This is a genomic window from Microbacterium petrolearium, assembly GCF_054782875.1.
Genome location: NZ_BAAGRQ010000002.1, coordinates 24,568 through 46,616, shown reverse-complemented (window position 1 = coordinate 46,616; position 22,049 = coordinate 24,568). Strand labels below are relative to the sequence as shown.

Here is a 22,049-nt window from a genome sequence, read left to right as displayed (position 1 = left end):
TCTCAGTATGCCCGCGCGGGCATATCGACGGCGCGTGCCGCGATGATCCGCGCGTACTCCCGGCCGCTGCGCTTCACGATGCGCTGCTGCGTGTCGTAGTCGACGTGCACGATGCCGAAGCGCTTGGCGTAGCCCCACGCCCACTCGTAGTTGTCGAACAGCGACCAGTAGAAGTAGCCGCGCACGTCCACCCCGCGCTCGATGGCGTCGAGCACCGCCGACACATGCGCCCGTACGAACTCCGTGCGCTCGGGGTCGTCGACCGCGCCGTCCACCACGACGTCGTCGTAAGACGCCCCGTTCTCCGTGACGTACAGCGGCGTGCCGGGCAGGTCGCCCGCGACGCGCTCGAGCAGGCGCGTGAGCCCCTCGGGCTGCACCTCCCAGCCCATGTTCGTGCGCCGCAGTCCGCGGTCGTGCCAGTGGATGCCCTCGTGCGACGGGAAGGGCGAGCCGGTGACGCGGTCCGTCGGCGCCTCGCCCGCGGGCGGCGGCACGGGCGCGGGGCTGCCCGACACGAGCTCGCCGTGGTAGTAGTTCACGCCGAGGAAGTCCAGCGGCCCCGAGATCGTCTCGAGGTCGCCCGGCTGCACCGCCCGCTCGAACTCCGCGATCGCGTCGGCGTCGACCGCCCGGATGTCCTCGACGATGTCGGCCGGGTATGCGCCGAGGCGCAGCGTGTCGAGGAACCAGCGGTTGAACTGGCCGTCGATGCGACGCGCGGCGTCGACGTCGGCGGGATCCGAGGGGTCCGCCGCGTCGGCGACCGTGAGGTTCAGCGTGATGCCCACCTGCACGTCCGCATCTCGCCCGCGCAGCTCGGCGGCCGCCCGCCCGTGGGCGAGCAGCAGGTGGTGCGAGGCCAGCACCCCGTCGCGCACGCTCTGGCGTCCCGGCGCGTGCGCGCCGGCCGTGTACGACAGGAACGACGAGCACCACGGCTCGTTGAGCGTGGTCCACGTGTCGACGCGGTCGCCCAGGGCCTCGTGCATCGTGACGGCGAACTCGGCGAAGCGGTCGACCGTGTCGCGCGCGGTCCAGCCGCCGCGCTCCTCGAGCGCCTGCGGCAGGTCCCAGTGGTACAGGGTCGGCCAGGGGCGGATGCCGGCCTCCAGCAGCTCGTCGACGAGACGGCTGTAGAAGTCGACGCCGGCCCGATTGACCGCGCCGCCGTCGGGGCGCACGCGCGCCCACGACGTCGAGAAGCGGTAGGTCTGCAGCCCCAGCTCCTTCATGAGCGCCACGTCGTCGCGGTAGCGGTGGTAGTGATCGCACGCCACGTCTCCGTTGTCGGCGTTGATCACCGCCCCCGGCTCCCGGCTGAAGGCGTCCCAGATCGAGGCGGTGCGGCCGTCCTCGAACGCCGCCCCCTCGACCTGGTACGCCGCCGTGGCGGCACCGAAGAGGAAGTCCTCGGGGAAAGAGCGCATCATCATCCCTTCACGGCGCCCGCCATGATGCCGCTGACCAGCTGCCGTCCGGCCACCAGGAACAGCAGCAGGAGCGGCAGCGTGGCGAGCACCACGCCGGCGAGCACGATCGAATAGTCCACGAAGTAGTTCGACTGCAGCAGCGACAGCGCCACCGGCAGGGTCGGGTTCTGGCGGTCGAGCACGATGAACGGCCAGAAGAAGTTGTTCCACGCGGTCACGAAGGTGAACAGGAACAGCATCGCCGCGGCCGGCCGCGCGGCCGTCACGCCCACGGTCCAGAACGTGCGGATCATGGACGCGCCGTCCACGCGCGCCGCCTCGATCAGCTCGTCGGGCACCGACTGGCGCAGGTACTGCGTCATCCAGAACACGCCGAACGCGCTCGTGAGGGCCGGCACGATGATCGCGCCGATCTGCCCCGTCCAGCCGATCTCGCTGAAGAGCACGTACAGCGGCACGACGCCGAGCTGTTGCGGCACCGCCATGGTCGCCACGACGAACGCGAGCAGCGCGGGGCCGCCGCGGAAGCGCAGCTTGGCGAAGGCCCAGCCGGCCAGCGTCGAGAACACCACCACGCTCACGGCGATGACGGTCGAGCTCCACACGCTGTTCCACAGGGCGAGCCAGAAGTTGACCGCCGAGTCGTTCATCACCGCCGCGGCGTTGGCGAAGAAGTTGCCGCCGGGGATCCACGACCGGTTCGGGTCGCGCAGCGTCGACGCGTCGCCCGATCCGATGAGGAACGAGAAGTACAGCGGGAACACGCTGGCGACGAGCACGACGGCCAGGCCCGCGTAGACCCAGAACCCGGGGCGGGATCCGCGGATCCGCACGGTGCGGCCGCGCTTGCCGAGCGGCGTGATGACGGCGACGGTCGCGTCGCCGCCCGCGATCTGCTGCGCGGTCATCGCGTCGCCTCCTTTCGCTGCGCGCGCCGCTGGGCGCGCCGTTCGGCTCTCGTGAGCACGGGGCCTCTGCCGCCCTCGTCGCGCACGAGCGCCCTCGTGATGAGCAGGTTCACCAGCCCGATGGCCAGGATGATGAGGAACAGGATCCACGCCATCGCCGAGGCCCGTCCGAAGTTCCACTCGCCCCAGCCGATGTCGTAGAGGTAGAGCGTGATCGTCAGCCACTGCGAGGCGGCACCGCCGCGACCGAACTGGTCGAACATGCGCGGCTCGTCGAAGATCTGCAGGCCGCCGATCGTCGAGGTGATGATGACGAAGATGAGCGTGGGCCGCAGCGAGGGCAGCGTGACGCTCCAGAACTGCCGGAAGGCACCCGCGCCGTCCACCGTCGCCGCCTCGTAGTAGTCCCGCGGGATGGCCTGCATCGCGGCGAGCAGGATGAGCGCGTTGTAGCCGGTCCAGCGGTAGTTGACCATGGTCGCGATCGCGACGTGGCTCCAGAACGGCTCGACGTGCCACGGGATCGGGCCGATCCCGAAGAACCCGAGCCACGCGTTGATCTGCCCGGAGTTGTCGGCGAACAGCGCGTTGAAGATGAGGCCCACGGCCACGGGCGCCACGACGTACGGCAGCAGCGCGCTCATGCGCCAGAACGTGCGCGCCCGGATGTGCCGGTCGAGCATGGCCGCGATGAATGTGGCGAGGATCAGCTGCGGCACGCTCGAGAGCAGGAAGATGCTGAACGTGTTGCCCAGCGCCACCCAGAACTTGGGCTGCTGCAGGATCCAGGCGTACTGGTCGAAGGCGACCCACTCGCCCGAGCGGCGGATCTGATCCCAGTCCATGAACGAGATCACGGCCGTGTACAGGATCGGGAAGAGCCCGACGACGGCGAAGACGATGAAGAACGGCGAGATGTAGAGGTACGGCGAGAGCTTGACGTCCCACCGGCTCAGCCGCTGCGAGAAGGAGAGGACGCGGACGGGGCGCCCGGGGCCAGGAGCCCCGGGCGCCACGTCGCGTTCCGCGATGGTGGCGGTCATGCTCAGAAGGCCGACACCTCGGTGACCCACGAGTCCCACGCCTCTTCGGGCGTCTCGAGCCCGTCGAACACGCGGGTGACCGCCTGGTTCAGCGCCTCGTGGAACTGGAAGTACTTCGGTCCCTTGATGGGCGTGACCGTGACCGCGTCGGCGCGGTTGGAGTTGATCTGGCCGACCGGCGCGTCGTTGAAGTACTCGTTCGTCGCGTCGGTGACCTCGGCCATCTCGTAGGCCTCGGGCTGGCTGGGGAACGCGCCGACGTTGGCGAACGCGCGGGCCTGGATCTCCGGGGAGGTCAGCCAGTCGGCAAGCTCCTGCGCGGCCTCGACGTTCTCGCCGTTGGCGGGGATGGTCAGGTACGAGCCGCCCCAGTTGCTGCCGCCGCCGGGGAAGACATCCGCGATGTCCCAGCCGGTGACGTCGGGGGCCTCGCCCGAGATGATGCCGTGCATCCACGGCGGGCACAGCATCGCGGCGAACTCGCCGTTGGCCATCGAGGCGTACCAGTCCTCGCTCCACTGCCCGGCGTAGGCCGAGATCGGAACGCCCTTCTCGATCACCGTGTCGAACATCTCGCGCACGGCGGGGTTCTCGGTGGCGATGACGTTGCCGTCGGCGTCCTCGTAGGTCTCCTCGAGCTGGTTGGCCAGGCCCTGCAGGATCGAGTTGGCCGAGTCGAGGAACGGCTTGCCCGTGGCCTCCTTGTACTGGGCGCCGACCTCGAACAGGTCGTCCCACGTCGTGAACAGGCCGGCGACCTCCTCGCGGTCGGTCGGGAGCCCGGCCGCCTCGAACAGGTCGGAGCGGTAGCAGACGGCCTGCGGGCCGATGTCGGTGCCGTAGCCGATGAGGTTGCCCTCGGCGTCGGTGGCCGCGGCCTCCTTCCAGTCGAGCCAGCGGCCCTTCAGGTCGTCGGGAACGGGGGCGAGCAGGTCGGAGTACTGCATGCCCTCGGCGAGCCAGTCGATCTCGATCGCCTCGATGTCGGCCAGGCCGGTGTTGCCGAGCTTCTGGAAGAAGTTGGCGCGCGCGTCGTTCGACGTGGCGGCCCGGTTGTGGACGATCGTCACACCGGGGTGCGCGTCCTCGTACTCCTGCAGCAGCTCGTCGCTGTAGCCGAAGTCGTTGAAGGTGGCGATGGTCAGCTCGACGTCGCCGCCGGCGTCGCCGCCGTCGCCGGAGCCTCCGGTGCAGCCGGCGAGCACGAGGCCGCCGGCGGATGCGAGTGCGACGCCGGCGATGGTCCGGCGCAGGGCGCGTGTGGTCACGGTTCCACTCCTTTGTGGGTGCGGGTTTATCTCGGTGAGGGACATCGGGCGTGGGAGCGCTCCCACGCCGTCTGCCCGAGACACTATGGGAGCGCTCCCACGGTGTCAAGGGCACCGGGCCGGCGTCACGCCGGGTCGAGGCCCTTCTCGCGGCGGCGCCGCGCCAGCTCGGCGCGCAGCGCCGCCTCGCGCTCCTCGCGCTCGAGGTCCGCGAGCTGCTGCTCGGTGGAGCGGGGCTCGCCCGGCAGGACGGGCGCGGCCATGTGGTCGGGGAAGCGCGTGGAGGTGACGCGGGGTGAAGCCGGCTCGCGCCCGAGCGCCCACCACAGCACGCTGCCGATCAGCGGGATGAGGATCACGACGAACACCCACGCCACCTTCGGCAGCAGGCGCACGCCGGTCTCGTCCCGCCGCAGCACGTCGATGAGCGTCACGACGAAAAGCGCCAACACGGCCAGGCCCACGACGGCGTACATGAAGCGCATGGTAGCGGCACCCGTAGAATCGTGGGGTACCCCGCCCTCGACCCCTAAGGCTCGAACATGCCCACCATCGTCGTCGACGTCATGCCCAAGGCCGAGCTGCTGGATCCGCAGGGCAAGGCGGTCACCGGATCGCTCGCCCGCCTCGGGCACGGCGCGTTCCAGAACGTCCGCATCGGCAAGCGCATCGAGCTGACCGTGGAGGGCGAGGTCACCGACCAGGTGCTCGCCGAGGCGCGTCAGGTCGCCGACGAGATCCTGTCGAACGCGGTCATCGAGGACGTCGTGAGCGTGAAGGTCGCCGAATGACCGCGCGGATCGGCGTCATCACCTTCCCCGGCTCGCTCGACGACGGCGACGCCCGCCGCGCGGTGCGCGTCGCGGGCGCCGAGCCCGTCGCGCTGTGGCACGGATCGCACGACCTCGACGGCGTCGACGCCGTGATCCTGCCGGGCGGCTTCTCGTACGGCGACTACCTGCGCGCCGGCGCCATCGCGGCCCACGCGCCGATCATGGCCGAGGTCAAGGACGCCGCCGCGAAGGGCATGCCCGTGCTCGGCATCTGCAACGGCTTCCAGATGCTCGTCGAGGCGCACCTGCTGCCCGGCGGCCTCATCCGCAACGCCCACCAGCAGTTCATCCGCCGCGACCAGCGCCTGCGGGTGGAGAACGCCGACACGGCGTGGACGAACGCGTTCCAGGCCGGCCAGGAGATCGTCATCCCGCTCAAGAACGCCGACGGCGGCTACATCGCCGACGCCGAGACGCTGAAGCGGATCGAGGGCGAGGGCCGCGTGGCCTTCCGCTACCTGGGCGTGAACCCCAACGGATCGCTCAACGACATCGCGGGCGTGACGAACGAGGCCGGGAACGTCGTGGGCCTCATGCCGCACCCCGAGCACGCGGTCGAGCCGGGCTTCGGCCCCGGCACCCCCGCCGCCATGCGCTCGGGCGTCGACGGCCTGGGGTTCTTCGCCAGCGCCGTCGCCGCGACGGTCGCCGCCGCGGCCTGACGCCGGTCGCCCCCGCGGTCTGACGCCGGCCGGCCGCGGTAGCGTGGATCGGGTGACCGCTCTCACCGTCTCCGTGCCGACCGAACGCCTCGCCGAGGACGTGCGGGCGCTGCTGGATCCGTCCCTCGAGATCGAGGTCGTCGTCTGGAAGGACGACGCGTCGGTCCCCGACGGGCCCGTCGACATCGTCGTGCCGCCGTACATGCGCCAGGGCGCCACCCTGCGCGCGCTGAGCGAGCTGCGGCCGCGCCTCGTGCAGGGGCAGGCGATCGGGTACGACGGCGTGGCCGACGTGCTGCCCGAGGGGCTCGTCTACGCCAACGCCTCTGGCGTGCACGAGACCGCCACGGCCGAGCTGACCCTCGGCCTCATCCTCATGGCCCAGCGCGGCCTGGCCGACTACGTCCGCGCGCAGGACCGCGGCGAGTGGGCGCCCTCGACGACCATCGGCCTCGCCGACCGCCGCGTGCTGCTGCTCGGCTACGGCGGCGTCGGCAAGGCCATCGCGGCGCGCATCGCGGCCTTCGAGGCCGAGGTGGTGCCCGTCGCGTCGCGCGCCCGCGACGAGGACGGCGTGCACGTGCACGGCATCGACGAGCTGCCCGAGCTCGCCGGCACGGCCGACATCCTCGTGAACGCCCTGCCCGGCGGCCCGCAGACGCACCGCCTCATCGGCGACGAGGTGCTCTCCGCCCTCCCCCACGGCGCGCTCGTCGTGAACATCGGCCGCGGCCCGACCGTCGACACCGACGCGCTCGTGGCGCACCTGCGCCGCGGCCGGCTGCGCATGGCCAGCGACGTGTTCGACCCCGAGCCGCTGCCCGCCGACCACCCGCTTTGGTCGCTGCCCGGCGCGATCATCGCGCCCCACGTGGGCGGCCGCTCCGCCGCCATGGGTCCGCGGATCGCGCGGCTCGTCGCGACGCAGGCCGAGCGCCTGGCGCGCGGCGAGGAGCCGATCAACGTCGTCATCCGCTCCTGAGAACGCCGAGGCCCCCGCCCCTGAACGGGAGCGAGGGCCTCGAGAGCGCGGGATCAGACGGCCGTGTAGCCGCCGTCGATCAGGTAGTACGCGCCCGTGACGAACGAGGCGTCGTCCGAGAGCAGGAAGCGCACGACCTTGGCGATCTCGTCGGCGCGGCCGAGGCGCCCGAGCGGGTGCTTCGCCACGAGGCCCTCCTTGACCTCGGCCGGGGCGCCGGCCAGCAGCGGCGTGTCGATGTAGCCGGGGCCCACCGCGTTGATGCGCAGGCCCGCGGGGCCGTACTCCGCGGCGGCGTTCTTGGTGAGGCCCACGACGGCGTGCTTCGTGGCGGTGTAGGCCGAGTTGCCGAGCGCCGCGACGGTGCCGTGGATCGACGCCATGTTCACGATGGCGCCCTCGCCCGCGCCCGCCTCGAGGATCGCCGGGATCTGGTAGCGCAGTCCGTAGGCGACGCCGCTCAGGTTGATGCCCACCACGGTGTCCCAGCCGTCGAGGTCGAGCTCGCCGGTCGGGGCCGAGGGCCCGCCGATGCCGGCGTTGTTGAACGCGTAGTTGAGCTTGCCGTAGGTCTCCACGGCGAACTCGACGGCCTTGCGGCTGTCGTCGGCCTTCGCCGTGTCGCCCTGGATCGCCGCGGCCTCGCCGCCGGCCTGGGCGATCTCGTCGACCACGCGCTGGGCGGCCTCGAGCTTGATGTCGGTGACGACGACCTTCACGCCGAGGTCCGCGAGCTCCTTCGCGGTCGCCTCTCCGATACCCGAACCGCCGCCCGTGACGATCGCGACCTTGCCTTCGAATCCCATTCGATACTCCTCTGCGTCGGTCCATCGGGCCGCCGGCGCTTCGGATCGCGCTGCTGTATTCACCCGAATGGATCGGATGCCTCCAGCCTACGCCCGTCCGCGCCTCGGCGGACCGGGGTGGACACCGCGGGCGTGAAAGGATATCGCTCATGGCGAACGACACTTCGACGGCGACGCGCGCGGGGGCCCCGCGGAGCGCGCTCGACCGCTTCTTCAAGATCACCGAGCGCGGCTCCACCATCGGCACCGAGGTGCGCGGCGGCCTCGTGACCTTCTTCGCGATGTGCTACATCGTGTTCCTGAACCCGCTCATCCTCGGCACCGTCCCCGACGGCACCGGCCAGATGCTCGGCGGCGGCGACGCCCCGAACATCGGCATGATCGCGTCCACGACCGCGCTCGTGGCGGGCGTCATGACGATCCTCATGGGCGTCGTCGCCAACTACCCCATGGCGCTCGCCGCCGGCCTCGGCCTGAACGCCGTCGTCGCGTTCTCGATCGCCGGCCTGCCGAACGTGACCTGGGCCGACGCGATGGGCCTCGTGGTGATCGAGGGCGTGATCATCCTCGTCCTCGTGCTCACGGGCTTCCGAGAGGCCGTCTTCAACGCCGTGCCGCGCGAGCTGAAGGTCGCCATCGGCGTGGGCATCGGCCTGTTCATCACGCTCATCGGCCTCACGAACGCCGGCTTCGTCGAGACCGGTGCGACGATCCTGCAGCTCGGCAACCTCGGCACGTGGCCGATCCTCGTCTTCGTCGTCGGCCTCGTGCTCACGATCGTGCTGTGGGTGCGCAAGGTCCGCGGCGCGCTGCTCATCTCGATCCTCGTCGCGACCGTGCTCGCCGTGATCCTCGAGAACACGCTGAACATCGGCGCCGCCGACCCCGCCGAGAACCCGGGCGGCTGGAACCACGCGCCCACCTTCACCGGCGTCGCGAGCGTGCCCGACTTCTCGCTGCTCGGGCAGTTCGATCTCCTCGGGTCGTGGGAGCGCATCGGCATCGTCACGGCCGTCCTGCTCGTCTTCACGCTGCTGCTGGCCGACTTCTTCGACACCATGGGCACGATGGTCGCCGTCGGCGCGGAGGCGAAGCTGCTCGACGAGAAGGGCAACCCGCCGAGCACCCGCCGCATCCTCGTCGTGGACTCGCTCGCCGCGGTGGCGGGCGGTATGGGCTCCGTCTCGTCGAACACCTCGTACGTCGAGTCGACCTCCGGCGTGGCCGAGGGCGCGCGCACGGGCCTCGCGTCGGTCGTCACGGGCATCGCGTTCCTGCTGGCCACGTTCCTGTCGCCGCTCGTGGAGCTCGTGCCCTACGAGGCCGCCGCGCCCGCGCTCGTGATCGTGGGCTTCCTCATGATGACGCAGATCTCCGGCATCGACTGGACGAGGATGGAGATCGCGATCCCCGCGTTCCTCACGATCGCCATCATGCCGTTCACCTACTCGATCGCCGACGGCATCGGCGCGGGCTTCATCGCCTACGTGATCGTGAAGCTCGCCCAGGGCAAGGTGCGCGAGATCCACTGGCTCATGTGGGTGTCGTCGCTGCTGTTCGTCGTGTACTTCACGATCGACCCGATCCGCGCCGCGCTGGGCATCTGACCGCCGCCACGCAGAACGGGCCGGCTCCCGCGAGGGGGCCGGCCCGTTCTGCGTGCGCTGCCGCGTCAGGCGGTGAAGACGGTGTGCACCTCGCCGACGTGTGCGCGCCCGTTCAGGCCCTCGAGCTCGAGGACGACGGCGGACCCGGCGACGACGGCACCGAGGTCGCGCACCAGCTCCTGCGCAGCGCTCAGCGTGCCGCCCGTGGCGAGCACGTCGTCCAGCAGCAGCACCCGCGCACCGGGGGCGAGCACGTCGGGGCCCTCGATCGTGGCGGTGCCGTACTCGAGCGCGTACGAGACGGCGGCGGCCGGCCGCGGCAGCTTGCCCGCCTTGCGGATCGGCAGCATCCCGACGCCGGTCAGCGCCGACACGTAGCCGGCGAGCAGGAAGCCGCGGGCCTCGATGCCGCCGACGATGTCGAACGTGCCGGCGAACGGCCGGATCAGCTCGTCCGCCACGGCGCGCATCGCCGCGCCGTCGGCGAGCAGCGGGGAGATGTCGCGGAACATCACGCCGGGCTCGGGGTAGTCGGGGGTCACGGCGATCAGGGACTCGGCGCGCGCCAGTTCGGGAGTGGTCACCGCACAAGCGTATCGGCGCCGTCCTGCGCGTCCCCCGCAGGACGGGGGTCCGCCCCACGGCGCCCGCCGAGGCGGCGACCGTAGGCTGAGGGCATGCGTCTCACCGCGACAGCCGACGACCGCCTCTGGGTCCCCGTCACCGGCAGCATGGGCCTGCGCGGGCGCCGCCATCGCAAGGCCGCGATCCGCATGCTCCTCGACACCTCGCGCCGGCAGCTCGGCCTCGAGACCCCCTCCGGCAGGGTCGGCCCCTGGCTGATGAGCCAGTTCGTGCCGGTGATCATGAGGCGCATGGAAGGCCGGATGCTCGCATGGGTGTGGCGCGAGGACCCCGAGCTGCTCGTCGCGACGGCGCAGCTGCAGGAGCTGACCCCGCAGGTGCGCGCCGCCAGGGCGATGATGCCGATGGAGTACGACGATGGCGAGCCGTTCCACAGCCCCCACCTCGGTGCGGGCGAGCGCCTCGTCCTCGACCTGCCGCAGACCGAGAGCGCGCCGCCGACCGTCACCTACACGTGGGACACCGGCACGCACCTCGTCACGCTCACGGCCATGAGCCCCGACCGCTCCCGCTTCGGCATCGTGCTCGGCGCCGTCGACGACCTCGCCCGCTCGCTGCGGCTGGTCGACGACGTGCAGCTGGGCGAGTCGAACGTGCTGCGCCTCGACCCGGCCTGAGTCGCCCGCGCCGAGCCCGCCCTGGCCCGCGCGCCCTGCGCGCCCGCGAAATGGCGAAGCCTCACAGCGTTTGTCAAGCCTCTCGTGGCGTTCCGCGCGCACCCCTAGCGTGAAGTCATCGGGCAACCCAGCCCGCACGAAAGGAGCTGACACATGAGCTTCATCGCTTTCATCATCCTCGGTCTCATCGCCGGTGCCATCGCGAAGGCGATCCTGCCCGGCGAGCAGGGCGGCGGATGGATCATGACGCTGATCCTCGGTGTCGTCGGCGCGCTCGTCGGCGGCTGGATCGGCACCGCCATCTTCGGCGTCGGACTCGAGGAGTTCTGGAGCCTGGAGAGCTGGCTGCTCGCGATCGGCGGTTCCATCGTGGTCCTGCTGATCTGGGGCCTCATCACCGGGAACCGGAGCAGGTCGCGCTCCTGACCCCCACGCGCGAGAGCGGGCCGTCGCACATCCTCGGATGGCGGCGGCCCTTTCTCGTGCGCCGGTTCGATGCGGGCGCACACCCGACGCGGATCAGCCCGCTCAGCCGGCGAACCGGAACCACACGGTCCCGAGCGGCGGCAGCGCCAGCTCGGTCTCGCCCCCCTCCGGCGCCTCGATGCGCCCGAGGTTGCCGACGCCCGATCCGCCGTAGACCCCGGCGTCGGTGTTGAGCACCTCGTCCCACGGGCCCGCCTCGGGCAGGCGCAGGCGATAGCGCTCGTGCGGCGCGGCCGAGAAGTTGCTCGCGCACACGAGCAGCGATCCGTCGCCGTCCCGGCGGGCGAAGGCGAGCACGTTGGCCGCCGCGTCGTCGGCGACGAGCCACTCGAAGCCCGCGGGGTCGGCGTCGCGCGCCCACAGCGCCGGCGTCTCGCGGTAGCGGGCGTTGAGGTCGCGCACCGTCTGCCGCACGCCGGCGTGGTCGGGCAGGTCGAGCAGCCACCAGTCGAGCTCGCGCGACTCGGCCCACTCCGACTCCTGCCCGAACTCGCCGCCCATGAACAGCAGCTGCTTGCCGGGGTGGGCCCACATGAAGGCCAGGTACGCGCGCAACGTGGCCAGTTCGCGCCACCGGTCCCCCGGCGCCTTGCGCAGCAGCGATCCCTTGCCGTGCACGACCTCGTCGTGCGAGAGCGGCAGCACGTAGTTCTCGCTCCACGCGTAGGCGAGCGAGAACGTGATGTCGTGATGGTGGTGCACGCGGTGCACGGGATCGCGCCCGATGTAGGCGAGCGTGTCGTGCATCCATCCCATGTTCCACTTGAAGCCGAAGCCCAGCCCGCCCGTCGAGGTCGGCTTCGTCACCCCCGGCCACGCGGTGGACTCCTCGGCGATGGTCACGACGCCGGGCACGCGGCGGTAGACCGTGGCGTTCATCTCCTGCAGGAACTGCACGGCCTCGAGGTTCTCGCGACCGCCGTGCACGTTGGGCGTCCACTGCCCCGGCTCGCGCGCGTAGTCGAGGTAGAGCATCGACGCGACGCCGTCCACGCGCAGGCCGTCGGCGTGGAACTCCTCCAGCCAGTACACGGCGTTGGCGTAGAGGAAGTTGCGCACGGGCGGGTTGCCGAAGTCGAAGATGTGCGAGCCCCACTGCTGGTGCCAGCCGCGCTGCGGATTCGGATCCTCGTACAGCGGCGCGCCGTCGAAGCGCGCGAGGGCCCACTCGTCGGTCGCGAAGTGGCCGGGAACCCAGTCCAGGATGACCCCCACGCCGGCCTGGTGCAGGCGGTCGATCAGCAGGCGCAGCCCGTCCGGATCGCCCAGGCGGCTGTCGGGCGCGTAGTAGCCGGTCACGTGATAGCCCCACGATCCGCCGAACGGATGCTGCATCACGGGCATGAGCTCCACGTGGGTGAAGCCGAGATCGGTGACGTAGGCGACGAGCTCGTCGGCGAGCTGCGCGTAGGTGCGCTCGCGCCGCCACGACGCGAGGTGCACCTCGTAGATCGACATCGGGCGGTCGGTGTGGCCGCGGCCCGCCTCGGCCGCACGGCGCGCGATCCAGTCGGCGTCGCCCCATTCGTAGGTCGAGTCGAAGACGACCGACGCCGTCAGCGGCGGCACCTCGGCGAACGACGCCATGGGATCGGCCTTCTCGTGCCAGCGGCCGTCGGCGCCGAGGATCTCGTACTTGTAGCGGGTGCCGGCGCCCACACCCGGCACGAACAGCTCCCAGATGCCGCTGGAGCCGAGCCGGCGCATCGGGTGCGCGTGGCCGTCCCAGTCGTTGAAGTCGGCCTTCACCCGCACGGCGCCGGCCCGCGGCGCCCACACGGCAAAAGCGGTGCCGGTCACATCGGGCGCCGCGCCCAGGCCGTCGAAGGTGCGCACGTGCGCGCCGAGCACATCCCACAGCCGCTCGTGGCGCCCCTCGCCGATGAGGTGGATGTCGACCTCGCCGAGGGTGGGCAGGAAGCGATACGGATCGTCCCGCTCGTGCACGGCGGCATCCGGCCCCTCGCCGTAGGTGGCGACGACCGTGTACGGCGGCACGTCGCCCTCGGCCACCCCCGGCTCGCCCGGGATGACGCCCACCCACACCCCGCCCCACTCGTGCTGCAGCTCGATCTCGTGCCGGCCGTCCGGGAACCGGCGCGTGGGCAGCGCGTGGTACCGCACCGCGACGGCCGTCGCGAGCGGCCGCAGCACGCGCACCGTCACGCCGCCGTCGTGGGGATGCGGCCCCAGCACGGCATGCGGCTCGGGGTGCTCGGCGGCGGCGACGGCCGCGAGCACGTCGGTGTCGACGGGCAGGATCTCGGGTTCGGTCACGGCGCCGGCCTCACCGTGAGGATGTGCGCGACGTCGCCCGCGGGGTCGAGGCGCACGTAGGCGTCGGCGCCCCACACCCACTCCGATCCGGTCAGCTCGTCGTGCACGACGAAGCGCTCGGGCAGGCCGGCCGCGGCCAGGTCGAGGTGCACGGTCGTCTCGCGCGCGCCGTGCGGGTCGAGGTTGAGCACGACGATCACGGTGTCGTCCCCGTGCGTCTTCGAGAAGCACAGGATGTGGTCGTCGTCCGTCGCGTGCACGACGAGGTTGCGCAGCAGCTGCAGCGCGGGGTGCGCGCGGCGCAGCTCGTTCAGCCGCGCGATGTACGGCGCGAGCGTGCGGCCCGAGGCCTCGGCGCCCGCCCAGTCGCGGATGCGGATCTGGTACTTCTCGCTGTCGAGGTACTCCTCGCTGCCGGGCCGCACGGCCACGTGCTCGAACAGCTCGTACCCGGCGTACATGCCCCACGACGGCGTTGCCATGGCCGCGAGCGTCGCCCGGATGGCGAACATCGCGGGCCCGCCGTACTGCAGCGTCTCGTGCAGGATGTCGGGGGTGTTCACCCAGAAGCTCGGGCGCAGGAGGTGGTCGGTCTCGCGCGAGACCTCGCGCAGGTAGTCCTCGATCTCGTCCTTCGCGACGCGCCACGTGAAGTACGTGTACGACTGGTGGAAGCCGACGGCGCCGAGCGTGCGCATCATGGCGGGCCGGGTGAAGGCCTCGCTGAGGAAGATCACGTCCGGATCCGTCTCGCGGATGCGTCCCAGCAGCCGCTCCCAGAACACGACGGGCTTGGTGTGGGGGTTGTCGACGCGGAAGATCCGCACCCCGTGATCCATCCAGACCCGCAGCACTCGCTCCACCTCGGCGAGCACGCCCTCGAAATCGTCGTCGAAGTACAGCGGATAGATGTCCTGGTACTTCTTCGGCGGGTTCTCGGCGTACGCGATCGAGCCGTCGGCGCGGTGCCGGAAGAACTGCGGATGCGTCGTCACCCATGGGTGGTCGGGCGCGGCCTGCAGCGCGAGGTCGAGGGCGACCTCGATCCCCAGCCGCTTCGCCCGCGCGACGAAGCGGTCGAAGTCGGCGAAGGTGCCGAGGTCCGGGTGGATCGCGTCGTGCCCGCCGTGGCGCGACCCGATCGCCCACGGCGAGCCCGGATCGTCCGGGCCGGGCGTGAGGGTGTTGTTCGGCCCCTTGCGGTTGACCTCGCCGATCGGGTGGATCGGCGGGAGGTAGAGCACGTCGAACCCCATGGCCGCGACCCGGTCGAGGCTCTTGGCGGCCGTGCGGAACGTGCCGCTGACGACCTTCTTCGTCTTCCGGTCGACACGGGCGCCCTCGGAGCGCGGGAAGAACTCGTACCACGCGCCCGTGAGCGCCCGGCGCCGATCGGCGTAGAGCGGGTACGGGCCCTCGACCGTGACGAGGTCGCGCAGCGGGTGGTCCTCGAACAGCGCCCGCGTCTCGGGCCCGGTCAGCACCGCGAGCCGCGCCTCGGCCGGCCGGTCGGCGTCGGTCGCGGCGGCGAGCGCGGCCTTCAGCGCGGCGCGATCGGCCGGCGAGAGCCGCCCCTCGGCGCGGATGCGCTCGAGCAGCAGCCGCGCCTCGAGGAACATGAGGTCGACGTCGACGCCGGCGGGGATCTTCAGCGCCGCGTCGTGCGTCCAGGTGGCCAGCGGATCGGAGAACGCCCGCACCTCGAAGGACCACTCGCCCTGCTCGTCCGGGGTCAGCCAGGCCTCGTAGCGGTCGGTGCCCGTCGCGATCTCGCGCATGCGCACGGGCGGTCGGCGCACGCCGTCCGGCCCGATGAGCACGGCCTCCGCGCCGAGCTGGTCGTGCCCCTCGCGGAACACCGTGGCGCGCACGGGGAGGGGCTCCCCCACCGCCGCCTTCGCGGGCCGCGCGCCCCCGTGGACGACCGGATGGACCTCGATCACGGGGATGCGTCCGACCATGGCACCAACTTCCCACATCGGTTCCGCGGCGGCCACCCTCCCCTCCCGCGCGTCCCCTTCCGCGCGTCCCCGACCGCCGAGAATCCATCCGCGCGCCGACAATCCAGTCATCCGTGGATTCTCAGCGCACCGTTGGATTCTCGCCGTTCACCACGGGGCAACCCACCGGCATCGCCGCGGGGCTACGGTGGGCGCATGCGCGCGATCCGCCGATTCACCGTCCGGCCCGTCCTGCCCGAGCCGCTTGCCGCGCTGGGCGAGCTGGCGGGCAACCTGCGCTGGTGCTGGCACGTCGAGACGCAGGACGTGTTCGCGCACGTCGACGCCGAGCTGTGGGGCCGCACGCAGGATCCGGTGGAGGTGCTCGGGGGCGTCGATCCCGCCCGGCTGGAGCAGCTGGCGCATGACGACGGGTTCCTGGAGCGGCTCGCCCGCGTGCGGGACGACCTGCGCGCCTACCTGGCGGACGACCACTGGTATCAGCGAGACCTCGGCGACGGCCCGCGCGCGATCGCGTACTTCTCGCCCGAGTTCGGCATCGCCGCGGCGCTCCCGCAGTACTCGGGCGGCCTCGGGATCCTCGCGGGCGACCACCTGAAGGCGGCGAGCGACCTGGGCGTGCCGATCATCGGCGTCGGGCTGCTGTACCGGCACGGCTACTTCACGCAGGCGCTCTCGCGCGAGGGGTGGCAGCAGGAGTCGTATCCGCTGCTCGATCCGGACGAGCTGCCGATCAGCCCCCTGCGGGAGGCGGACGGCTCGATCGCCACGGTCTCGCTCGCCATGCCCGGCGGGCCCGACCTGCGCGCGCGGATCTGGGTCGCCCGGGTCGGACGGGTGCCGCTGCTGATGCTCGACACCGACGTCGACGGCAACCCGCAGAACTACGCCGACATCACGGACCGGCTGTACGGCGGGGGCGGCGAGCACCGGCTGCGGCAGGAGCTGCTGCTCGGCGTCGGCGGCGTGCGGGCACTCCGCGCCTACTGCCGGATCACGGGCGCCGCGGAGCCCGAGGTCTATCACACCAACGAGGGCCACGCCGGGTTCCAGGGCCTCGAGCGGATCCGCGAGCTGACGGTGGGGGACGGCGCCCCGGGCCTCGCGTTCGACGACGCGCTGGAGATGTCGCGCGCGTCGACGGTGTTCACGACCCACACGCCGGTGCCCGCGGGCATCGATCGGTTCCCCCGCTCGCTCATCGAGCAGTACTTCGCCACCGACGGCGGCGTGCTCCCGGGCGTGCCGACGGATCGGGTGCTCGCACTCGGCGCCGAGGACTACGAGGGCGGCGACCCCGGCGTCTTCAACATGGCCGTCATGGGCTTCCGGCTCGGCCAGCGCGCCAACGGGGTCTCGACCCTGCACGGCCACGTCAGCCGCGAGATGTTCAACGGCCTGTGGCCGGACTTCGACGAGGCCGAGGTGCCGATCGGGTCGATCACGAACGGCGTCCACGCGCGCACGTGGGTGGCGCGCGAGTTCCTCGACATGTTCGACGAGTCCGGCGCCGACCTCGATGGCGAGGAGGGCGCGCTCACGCGGGCGTTCAACGAGATCGGCTTCGAGCGCATCTGGGCGGCCAAGCACCGCATGCGCGAGCGCCTCGTGATCGACGCGCGGCAGCGGCTGCGCGCGTCGTGGCTGCACCGCGGCGCTGTCGACGCCGAGCTCACCTGGATCGACGACGCCCTCTCGCCCGACGTGCTCACGATCGGCTTCGCCCGGCGAGTCCCCTCGTACAAGCGCCTGACGCTCATGCTGCGCGACCCCGAGCGGCTGAAGGCCCTGCTGCTCGACCCGGAGCGGCCGATCCAGCTCGTCATCGCGGGCAAGTCCCACCCGGCCGACGACGGCGGCAAGGCCCTCATCCAGCAGCTGGTGCGCTTCGCCGACGACCCCGAGGTGCGCCACCGCATCGTCTTCCTGCCGGACTACGAGATCCAGATGGCACAGGCGCTGTACCCCGGCTGCGACGTATGGCTGAACAATCCGCTGCGCCCCTACGAGGCCTGCGGCACGAGCGGCATGAAGGCGGCCCTGAACGGCGGCCTGAACCTGTCGATCCTCGACGGCTGGTGGGACGAGTGGTTCGACGGCGAGAACGGCTGGGCGATCCCCTCGGCCGACGGCGTGGACGACCCCAATCACCGCGACGACCTCGAGGCGGCCGCGCTGTACGAGCTGCTCGAGCGCGAGATCACCCCGAGGTTCTACGACCGCGACGGCGCCGGCATCCCCGTGCGGTGGATGGAGATGATGCGGCACACCCTCGAGTCGCTCGGCCCCAAGGTGCTCGCCTCGCGGATGGTGCGTGACTACGTCAACGCGCTCTACACCCCGGCCGCGCGCAATGCGCGGGCGCTCGGCGCAGACTACGCGGGCGCGATCGAGCTCGCGGCGTGGAAGGGCCGCGTCCGTGCGGCCTGGCCGGGCGTGCGCGTGGAGCACGTGGAGTCCAGCGGCGTCGACGAGGTGGCCGAGGTGGGCGCCACCCTGCGCGTGCGCGCCGACGTCGCGCTGGGCGATCTCACCCCCGACGACGTGCAGGTCCAGCTCATCCACGGCCGGGCCGAGGGCGACGATCAGCTGACGTCGCTGCGGGTGGTTCCGCTCACGCTCGGCGAGCGCTTCGAGGGCTCCCGCGCGGCATTCACGGGCGAGGTCGTGCTGGACCGTGCGGGCCCGTTCGGCTACACCGTGCGGATCGTGCCGGTCCACCCGCTCCTCGCCACGACGACCGAGCTGGGGCTCGCGGCGCTCGCGTAGGGGGCGTGCTCGGTCCGCGACGCGGGCCGGGGGCTCAGTCCGAGCCGTCCTCGAGCGACTGCATCACGACGATCGAACGCGGGCCGACGGGGATCGCCTCGCCGGCGTGGCACACCGTGCCCTCGGCGACCTCCGGATCGGTGGAGAGCACCACCCGGAAGGCCGACTCCCACTGCTGCGGCATGATGCGCGCATCGATCGCCTCGGCGCCGGAGTTGAACCAGATCAGGAACGACGCGTCGGTGAGCTGCTCGCCGTGCGGCCCGGGCTCGCGCAGCGGCCGGCCCGAGACGTACATGCCGATCGCCCGCTGCGCTCCGTTCCCCCAGTCCTCGTCGGTCATCACGCGCCCGTCGGGGTGCGACCAGGCGAGATCCAGCGGTCCGCCGACGATCGTGGGCTGGCCCTCGAACCAGTGCCGCTGCCGCAGCGCGGGGTGCTCGCGGCGCAGGCGCAGCGCGGCCTTGGTGAACTCGTAGACGTCGAGCCACGCGTTGTCGGCGCTCCAGTCCACCCACGAGATCTCGTTGTCCTGGCAGTAGGCGTTGTTGTTCCCGCCCTGCGTGCGCCCTCGCTCGTCGCCCGCCGTGATCATCGGCACGCCGTTCGACAGGCAGAGCGTGAGCATGAGGTTCGCCGCCTGCCGCCGCCGCAGCGCGACGATCTCGGCGTCATCCGTCTCGCCCTCGACGCCGTGGTTCCACGACCGGTTGTTGTCGGTGCCGTCGCGGTTGTCCTCGCCGTTGGCCTCGTTGTGCTTGTGGTCGTAGCTGACCAGATCGCGCACCGTGAAGCCGTCGTGGGCGGTGATGAAGTTGATCGAGTTGTACGCCGAGCGCCCGTCGTCGGCGTAGAGATCGCTCGACCCGGCGAGCCGTGTGGCGACGTTGCGGATCGCGCCCTGCCCGCGCCAGAAGTCGCGGATCGTGTCGCGGTACTGATCGTTCCACTCCGCCCAGGGCGGGGGCATGCGGCCGACGAGGTAGCCGTCCATCGACACGTCCCACGGCTCGGCGATGAGCTTGACGTGGCGCAGGATCGGGTCCTGATCGATCGCGATGAGCAGCGCGCACGCGAAGTCGACCTCGTATCCGGTGCGGGTGAGCGCGCTCATGAGGTCGAAGCGGAACCCGTCGACGTGCATCTCGGTGACCCAGTACCGCAGCGAGTCGAGGATCAGCCGCAGCGCGAGGGGGTTCCACGCGTCCACGGTGTTCCCGCAGCCGGTGACGTCCCAGTACGTGTCGTCGAACCCGCCGTCCTCGGGGATCACCCGCTTGTAGAAGCCGCGATCGTCGAACCCGCGGAACGACAGCGTCGGGCCGTCCGGCCCCGCCTCGGCGGTGTGGTTGTAGACCACGTCGAGGATCACCTCGATGCCCGCACGGTGGAGGGACTTGACCATGTTCTTGAACTCGGTCACCTGCTCGCCGCGATCGCCGGACGAGCTGTACGCCCCGTCGGGGGCGAAGTAGCCGATGGTGTTGTAGCCCCAGTAGTTGACGAGTCCTCGTTCGAGCAGCGCGGGCTCGGAGAAGAACTGCTGGATCGGCAGCAGCTCCACGGCCGTGACCCCGAGATCCTGCAGATACTCGATCACGGCGGGCTCGGCCAGGCCGGCGTAGGTGCCGCGGACGTGCTCGGGGATCCGATCCTGCAGCTTCGTGAAGCCCTTCACGTGCAGCTCGTAGATCACGGTGTCGCGCCAGCGGTTCTTGGCCGGCTGATCGCCCTCCCAGTCGAAGGCGGGGTCGACCACCACGCTCCGGGCCGTGTAGGCCGCGGAGTCCGTGTCATCACGCACGGCCGGGGCGTCCTCGCGGGCGCCGAAGATCGGCTGCTCCGCGATGATCGTCCCGCTCGTGGCCAGGCCGTACGGGTCGAGCAGCAGCTTGTTCCGGTTGAAGCGATAGCCGCTGGCGGGATCCCAGGGGCCGTCGACGCGGAACCCGTAGAGCTGCCCGGGCCGGATGTCGGGGAGCGCGCCGTGCCAGATGCCGAGCGTGGATTCCGTGAGCTCGTAGCGCTCCTCGTGCCCCGCGTCGTCGAACAGGCACAGCTCCACCCCGGTGGCGTTGGGGGCGTACACGGCGAAGTTCGTCGACTCGGGCGACCACGTCGCCCCCAGCGGCCACTCCCGCCCAGGCCAGACCCGCGCCCGCTCCCCCCATGCGTGCCAGGTCACCGGCGTCATCAGTCGTTCCTCGTTCTGCCCTCGATGGATCCGCGCTGCGGCCTCCAGAGCACGATATCGGCGTTGCGCCGCACGCGCTTCCCGGCCCGCAGGGTCATGATCGAGCCCGTGACCCCGGCGGCGAAGACGCGCGCGCCCGGGCGGTTCTCGCGCTCGGCGCGCAGCTCGGCGGCGAGCGCGCCGACGCGGCGGCGCAGCTCCGACACCTCGTCCTCGAGATCGAGGATGCGGGCGATCGCGGGCAGACTCATCCCCTCAGCCGAGAGGTGGGCGACCTCGCGCAGCTGGCGGATGTCGCGCAGTGAGTAGCGGCGCGATCCGCCCGCCGTGCGGCCCGGCACCACGAGGCCGATGCGGTCGTACTGGCGGAGCGTCTGCGGGTGCATGCCGGCCAGCTCGGCGGCCGCGGCGATCGCGAGGATCGGGGCGTCCTCGTCCACGTCGTCCGGAATCCTCATGTCCTCACCTCCCCTGCTCGTCCTGCCATCATCCCGCGAGGCTGCACGCCCGCGCCGAGGCTGCATCCCGTGTCTGCTGTCTCGGCGCGGCGCTGCAGTCTCGCGGGATCATCGTCAGCCCCGGGCGCGGGCGATCAGATCGGCGCGCGGGTTCTCGTGCGGCTCCACCTCGCGGAAGCGCTCGAGGGCCTCCTTCTGCGCTTCGGTGAGGTGGCTCGGGACGACCACCTGCACCTCGGCGAGCAGGTCGCCCGTGCCCTTCTTCGACGTGATGCCGCGTCCCTTGACGCGCAGCACGCGACCGGAGGGCGTGCCCGGCGTGACGCGCAGCTTGACCACGTCGCCGTCGAGGGTGGGCACCTCGATCGTCGCGCCGAGCGCCGCCTCGGTGAACGTCACCGGCACCGTCACGCGCAGGTTCAGGCCGTCGCGCGTGAAGACGGGGTGCGGGCGCACCTTGACCTCCACGACGATGTCGCCGTTCTCGCCGCCGTCGGGCGACGGGCGCCCTCGTCCGCGCAGCCGAATCTTCTGGCCGTCGCCGACGCCGGCGGGGATCTTGATCTTGAAGGGCTTGCCGTCGCCGCTCTGCAGCGTGACCGTCTCGCCCTTCGCCGCCGTCACGAAGTCGATCGTCGTGTTGGCGCGGAGATCCTGCCCCTTCGTGGGGCCGCCGAAGCCCTGGAAGCCGCCGGAGGGCTGCCTGAACCGACCCGACCCGAAACCGCCGCCGCGGCCCTGGTTGAACATCGTGAAGATGTCGTCGAAGTCGGCCGCCGATCCGCGATTCGTCGTGAACCGGCTGAAGACGTCCTCGAAGCCGCCCGCACCCGATCCGCCCGCCGTGAAGCGCGCGCCGGATCCCATCGCGCGGATCTCGTCGTACTCGCGGCGCTGCTCCGCGTCGGAGAGCACCGAGTACGCCTCGCTGATCTCCTTGAACTTCGCCTCGGCCGCCGCGTCGCCCGGATTGGAGTCCGGGTGGTACTGCCGCGCGAGCTTGCGATACGTCTTCTTCAGATCGTTCTCGGAGACGTCCTTCGAGACCCCCAGGACCTTGTAGAAGTCCTTGTCGAACCAGTCCTGACTGGCCATGCGTC

At 71.4% G+C, this 22,049-nt stretch carries 18 protein-coding genes and 1 pseudogene; 7 read left to right on the top strand and 12 right to left on the bottom strand.

Translation table 11 applies throughout. The features are described from left to right. Positions 1-2: 2 nt before the first annotated feature. The 5 genes from ACYVJ0_RS02130 to ACYVJ0_RS02110 form a co-directional block, all read right to left on the bottom strand. On the bottom strand, positions 3-1,430 hold the full coding sequence (locus ACYVJ0_RS02130; RefSeq protein WP_460815691.1) for a GH1 family beta-glucosidase: 1,428 nt from the start codon (positions 1,428-1,430) through the stop codon (positions 3-5). 2 nt (positions 1,431-1,432) lie between these two features. Beyond that, positions 1,433-2,341, bottom strand: a complete 909-nt coding sequence (locus tag ACYVJ0_RS02125) for a carbohydrate ABC transporter permease (protein WP_449853830.1) — start codon at positions 2,339-2,341, stop codon at positions 1,433-1,435. Beyond that, complete coding sequence (locus ACYVJ0_RS02120; RefSeq protein WP_460815689.1) at positions 2,338-3,384, bottom strand: carbohydrate ABC transporter permease; 1,047 nt, start codon at positions 3,382-3,384, stop codon at positions 2,338-2,340. Before ACYVJ0_RS02120 ends, ACYVJ0_RS02125 begins: the two co-directional genes overlap by 4 nt. Before the next feature lie 2 nt (positions 3,385-3,386). Further along, complete coding sequence (locus tag ACYVJ0_RS02115) at positions 3,387-4,652, bottom strand: ABC transporter substrate-binding protein (protein WP_460815688.1); 1,266 nt, start codon at positions 4,650-4,652, stop codon at positions 3,387-3,389. Between the two features lie 125 nt (positions 4,653-4,777). After that, on the bottom strand, positions 4,778-5,128 hold the full coding sequence (locus ACYVJ0_RS02110; protein WP_460815686.1) for a PLD nuclease N-terminal domain-containing protein: 351 nt from the start codon (positions 5,126-5,128) through the stop codon (positions 4,778-4,780). A 66-nt stretch (positions 5,129-5,194) separates the two neighbouring features. Here ACYVJ0_RS02110 and purS point away from each other — a divergent pair, with 66 nt between their 5' ends. Genes purS through ACYVJ0_RS02095 form a run of 3 tightly spaced genes read left to right on the top strand, consistent with a single transcriptional unit; the run spans position 5,195 to position 7,129 of the window. Beyond that, a complete protein-coding gene (purS, locus tag ACYVJ0_RS02105; protein WP_460815684.1) occupies positions 5,195-5,443 on the top strand; it encodes a phosphoribosylformylglycinamidine synthase subunit PurS in 249 nt (82 codons plus the stop codon). Continuing rightward, complete coding sequence (gene purQ, locus ACYVJ0_RS02100) at positions 5,440-6,147, top strand: phosphoribosylformylglycinamidine synthase subunit PurQ (protein ID WP_449855045.1); 708 nt, start codon at positions 5,440-5,442, stop codon at positions 6,145-6,147. Before purS ends, purQ begins: the two co-directional genes overlap by 4 nt. A gap of 52 nt (positions 6,148-6,199) precedes the next feature. Further along, positions 6,200-7,129: a 2-hydroxyacid dehydrogenase gene (locus tag ACYVJ0_RS02095; protein WP_460815683.1), complete on the top strand. Its 930-nt coding sequence runs from the start codon at positions 6,200-6,202 to the stop codon at positions 7,127-7,129. Between the two features lie 53 nt (positions 7,130-7,182). On the opposite strand, the gene ACYVJ0_RS02090 is transcribed toward ACYVJ0_RS02095, so the two are convergent. Continuing rightward, complete coding sequence (locus tag ACYVJ0_RS02090; protein WP_460815681.1) at positions 7,183-7,935, bottom strand: SDR family NAD(P)-dependent oxidoreductase; 753 nt, start codon at positions 7,933-7,935, stop codon at positions 7,183-7,185. Between the two features lie 149 nt (positions 7,936-8,084). Between ACYVJ0_RS02090 and ACYVJ0_RS02085 the strand changes: the two genes are divergently transcribed. Further along, on the top strand, positions 8,085-9,542 hold the full coding sequence (locus tag ACYVJ0_RS02085; RefSeq protein WP_460815680.1) for an NCS2 family permease: 1,458 nt from the start codon (positions 8,085-8,087) through the stop codon (positions 9,540-9,542). 65 nt (positions 9,543-9,607) lie between these two features. Here the strand turns inward: ACYVJ0_RS02085 and ACYVJ0_RS02080 are convergent, their stop codons facing one another. Continuing rightward, positions 9,608-10,126 (bottom strand): adenine phosphoribosyltransferase, encoded by a 519-nt coding sequence (locus tag ACYVJ0_RS02080; protein ID WP_460815678.1) that lies wholly within the window; start codon positions 10,124-10,126, stop codon positions 9,608-9,610. Between the two features lie 93 nt (positions 10,127-10,219). Here ACYVJ0_RS02080 and ACYVJ0_RS02075 point away from each other — a divergent pair, with 93 nt between their 5' ends. Both ACYVJ0_RS02075 and ACYVJ0_RS02070 read left to right on the top strand, forming a co-directional pair. Then, positions 10,220-10,804 carry a hypothetical protein gene (locus ACYVJ0_RS02075; protein WP_460815676.1) on the top strand — a complete coding sequence of 195 codons (585 nt, stop codon included), beginning with the start codon at positions 10,220-10,222 and terminating at the stop codon, positions 10,802-10,804. 153 nt (positions 10,805-10,957) lie between these two features. Continuing rightward, entirely contained in the window at positions 10,958-11,230 is a 273-nt protein-coding gene (locus ACYVJ0_RS02070) for a GlsB/YeaQ/YmgE family stress response membrane protein (RefSeq protein WP_261166854.1), read from the top strand. Positions 11,231-11,332: 102 nt separating this feature from the next. Here the strand turns inward: ACYVJ0_RS02070 and glgB are convergent. Both glgB and ACYVJ0_RS02060 read right to left on the bottom strand, forming a co-directional pair. Beyond that, a pseudogene (glgB, locus tag ACYVJ0_RS02065) lies at positions 11,333-13,567 on the bottom strand (1,4-alpha-glucan branching protein GlgB); the annotation flags it as partial. Further along, positions 13,564-15,528, bottom strand: a complete 1,965-nt coding sequence (locus ACYVJ0_RS02060; protein ID WP_460815674.1) for an alpha-1,4-glucan--maltose-1-phosphate maltosyltransferase — start codon at positions 15,526-15,528, stop codon at positions 13,564-13,566. The gene ACYVJ0_RS02060 and the pseudogene glgB, both read right to left, overlap by 4 nt. Before the next feature lie 195 nt (positions 15,529-15,723). Between ACYVJ0_RS02060 and glgP the strand changes: the two genes are divergently transcribed. After that, positions 15,724-18,297: an alpha-glucan family phosphorylase gene (glgP, locus tag ACYVJ0_RS02055; RefSeq protein WP_460815673.1), complete on the top strand. Its 2,574-nt coding sequence runs from the start codon at positions 15,724-15,726 to the stop codon at positions 18,295-18,297. Between the two features lie 34 nt (positions 18,298-18,331). Here glgP and glgX read toward each other — a convergent pair whose 3' ends face one another. From glgX to ACYVJ0_RS02040, 3 genes are all read right to left on the bottom strand, one after another. Further along, positions 18,332-20,491 carry a glycogen debranching protein GlgX gene (gene glgX / locus ACYVJ0_RS02050; RefSeq protein WP_460815671.1) on the bottom strand — a complete coding sequence of 720 codons (2,160 nt, stop codon included), beginning with the start codon at positions 20,489-20,491 and terminating at the stop codon, positions 18,332-18,334. Beyond that, complete coding sequence (locus tag ACYVJ0_RS02045) at positions 20,491-20,949, bottom strand: heat shock protein transcriptional repressor HspR (protein WP_460815669.1); 459 nt, start codon at positions 20,947-20,949, stop codon at positions 20,491-20,493. Before ACYVJ0_RS02045 ends, glgX begins: the two co-directional genes overlap by 1 nt. A gap of 114 nt (positions 20,950-21,063) precedes the next feature. Then, positions 21,064-22,044 carry a DnaJ C-terminal domain-containing protein gene (locus ACYVJ0_RS02040; protein ID WP_460815668.1) on the bottom strand — a complete coding sequence of 327 codons (981 nt, stop codon included), beginning with the start codon at positions 22,042-22,044 and terminating at the stop codon, positions 21,064-21,066. Between the last annotated feature and the right edge of the window lie 5 nt (positions 22,045-22,049).

What these genes read in the sequence shown, in the direction of transcription:
- ACYVJ0_RS02045 (WP_460815669.1), bottom strand. Translation starts at nt 20,949, where the DNA reads ATGAGGATTCCGGACGACGTGGACGAGGACGCCCCGATCCTCGCGATC.
- ACYVJ0_RS02040 (WP_460815668.1), bottom strand. Translation starts at nt 22,044, where the DNA reads ATGGCCAGTCAGGACTGGTTCGACAAGGACTTCTACAAGGTCCTGGGG.
- ACYVJ0_RS02070 (WP_261166854.1), top strand. Translation starts at nt 10,958, where the DNA reads ATGAGCTTCATCGCTTTCATCATCCTCGGTCTCATCGCCGGTGCCATC.
- ACYVJ0_RS02120 (WP_460815689.1), bottom strand. Translation starts at nt 3,384, where the DNA reads ATGACCGCCACCATCGCGGAACGCGACGTGGCGCCCGGGGCTCCTGGC.
- glgP (WP_460815673.1), top strand. Translation starts at nt 15,724, where the DNA reads ATGCGCGCGATCCGCCGATTCACCGTCCGGCCCGTCCTGCCCGAGCCG.
- purS (WP_460815684.1), top strand. Translation starts at nt 5,195, where the DNA reads ATGCCCACCATCGTCGTCGACGTCATGCCCAAGGCCGAGCTGCTGGAT.
- ACYVJ0_RS02110 (WP_460815686.1), bottom strand. Translation starts at nt 5,128, where the DNA reads ATGTACGCCGTCGTGGGCCTGGCCGTGTTGGCGCTTTTCGTCGTGACG.
- purQ (WP_449855045.1), top strand. Translation starts at nt 5,440, where the DNA reads ATGACCGCGCGGATCGGCGTCATCACCTTCCCCGGCTCGCTCGACGAC.
- ACYVJ0_RS02075 (WP_460815676.1), top strand. Translation starts at nt 10,220, where the DNA reads ATGCGTCTCACCGCGACAGCCGACGACCGCCTCTGGGTCCCCGTCACC.
- ACYVJ0_RS02125 (WP_449853830.1), bottom strand. Translation starts at nt 2,341, where the DNA reads ATGACCGCGCAGCAGATCGCGGGCGGCGACGCGACCGTCGCCGTCATC.
- ACYVJ0_RS02090 (WP_460815681.1), bottom strand. Translation starts at nt 7,935, where the DNA reads ATGGGATTCGAAGGCAAGGTCGCGATCGTCACGGGCGGCGGTTCGGGT.
- glgX (WP_460815671.1), bottom strand. Translation starts at nt 20,491, where the DNA reads ATGACGCCGGTGACCTGGCACGCATGGGGGGAGCGGGCGCGGGTCTGG.
- ACYVJ0_RS02060 (WP_460815674.1), bottom strand. Translation starts at nt 15,528, where the DNA reads ATGGTCGGACGCATCCCCGTGATCGAGGTCCATCCGGTCGTCCACGGG.
- ACYVJ0_RS02130 (WP_460815691.1), bottom strand. Translation starts at nt 1,430, where the DNA reads ATGCGCTCTTTCCCCGAGGACTTCCTCTTCGGTGCCGCCACGGCGGCG.
- ACYVJ0_RS02085 (WP_460815680.1), top strand. Translation starts at nt 8,085, where the DNA reads ATGGCGAACGACACTTCGACGGCGACGCGCGCGGGGGCCCCGCGGAGC.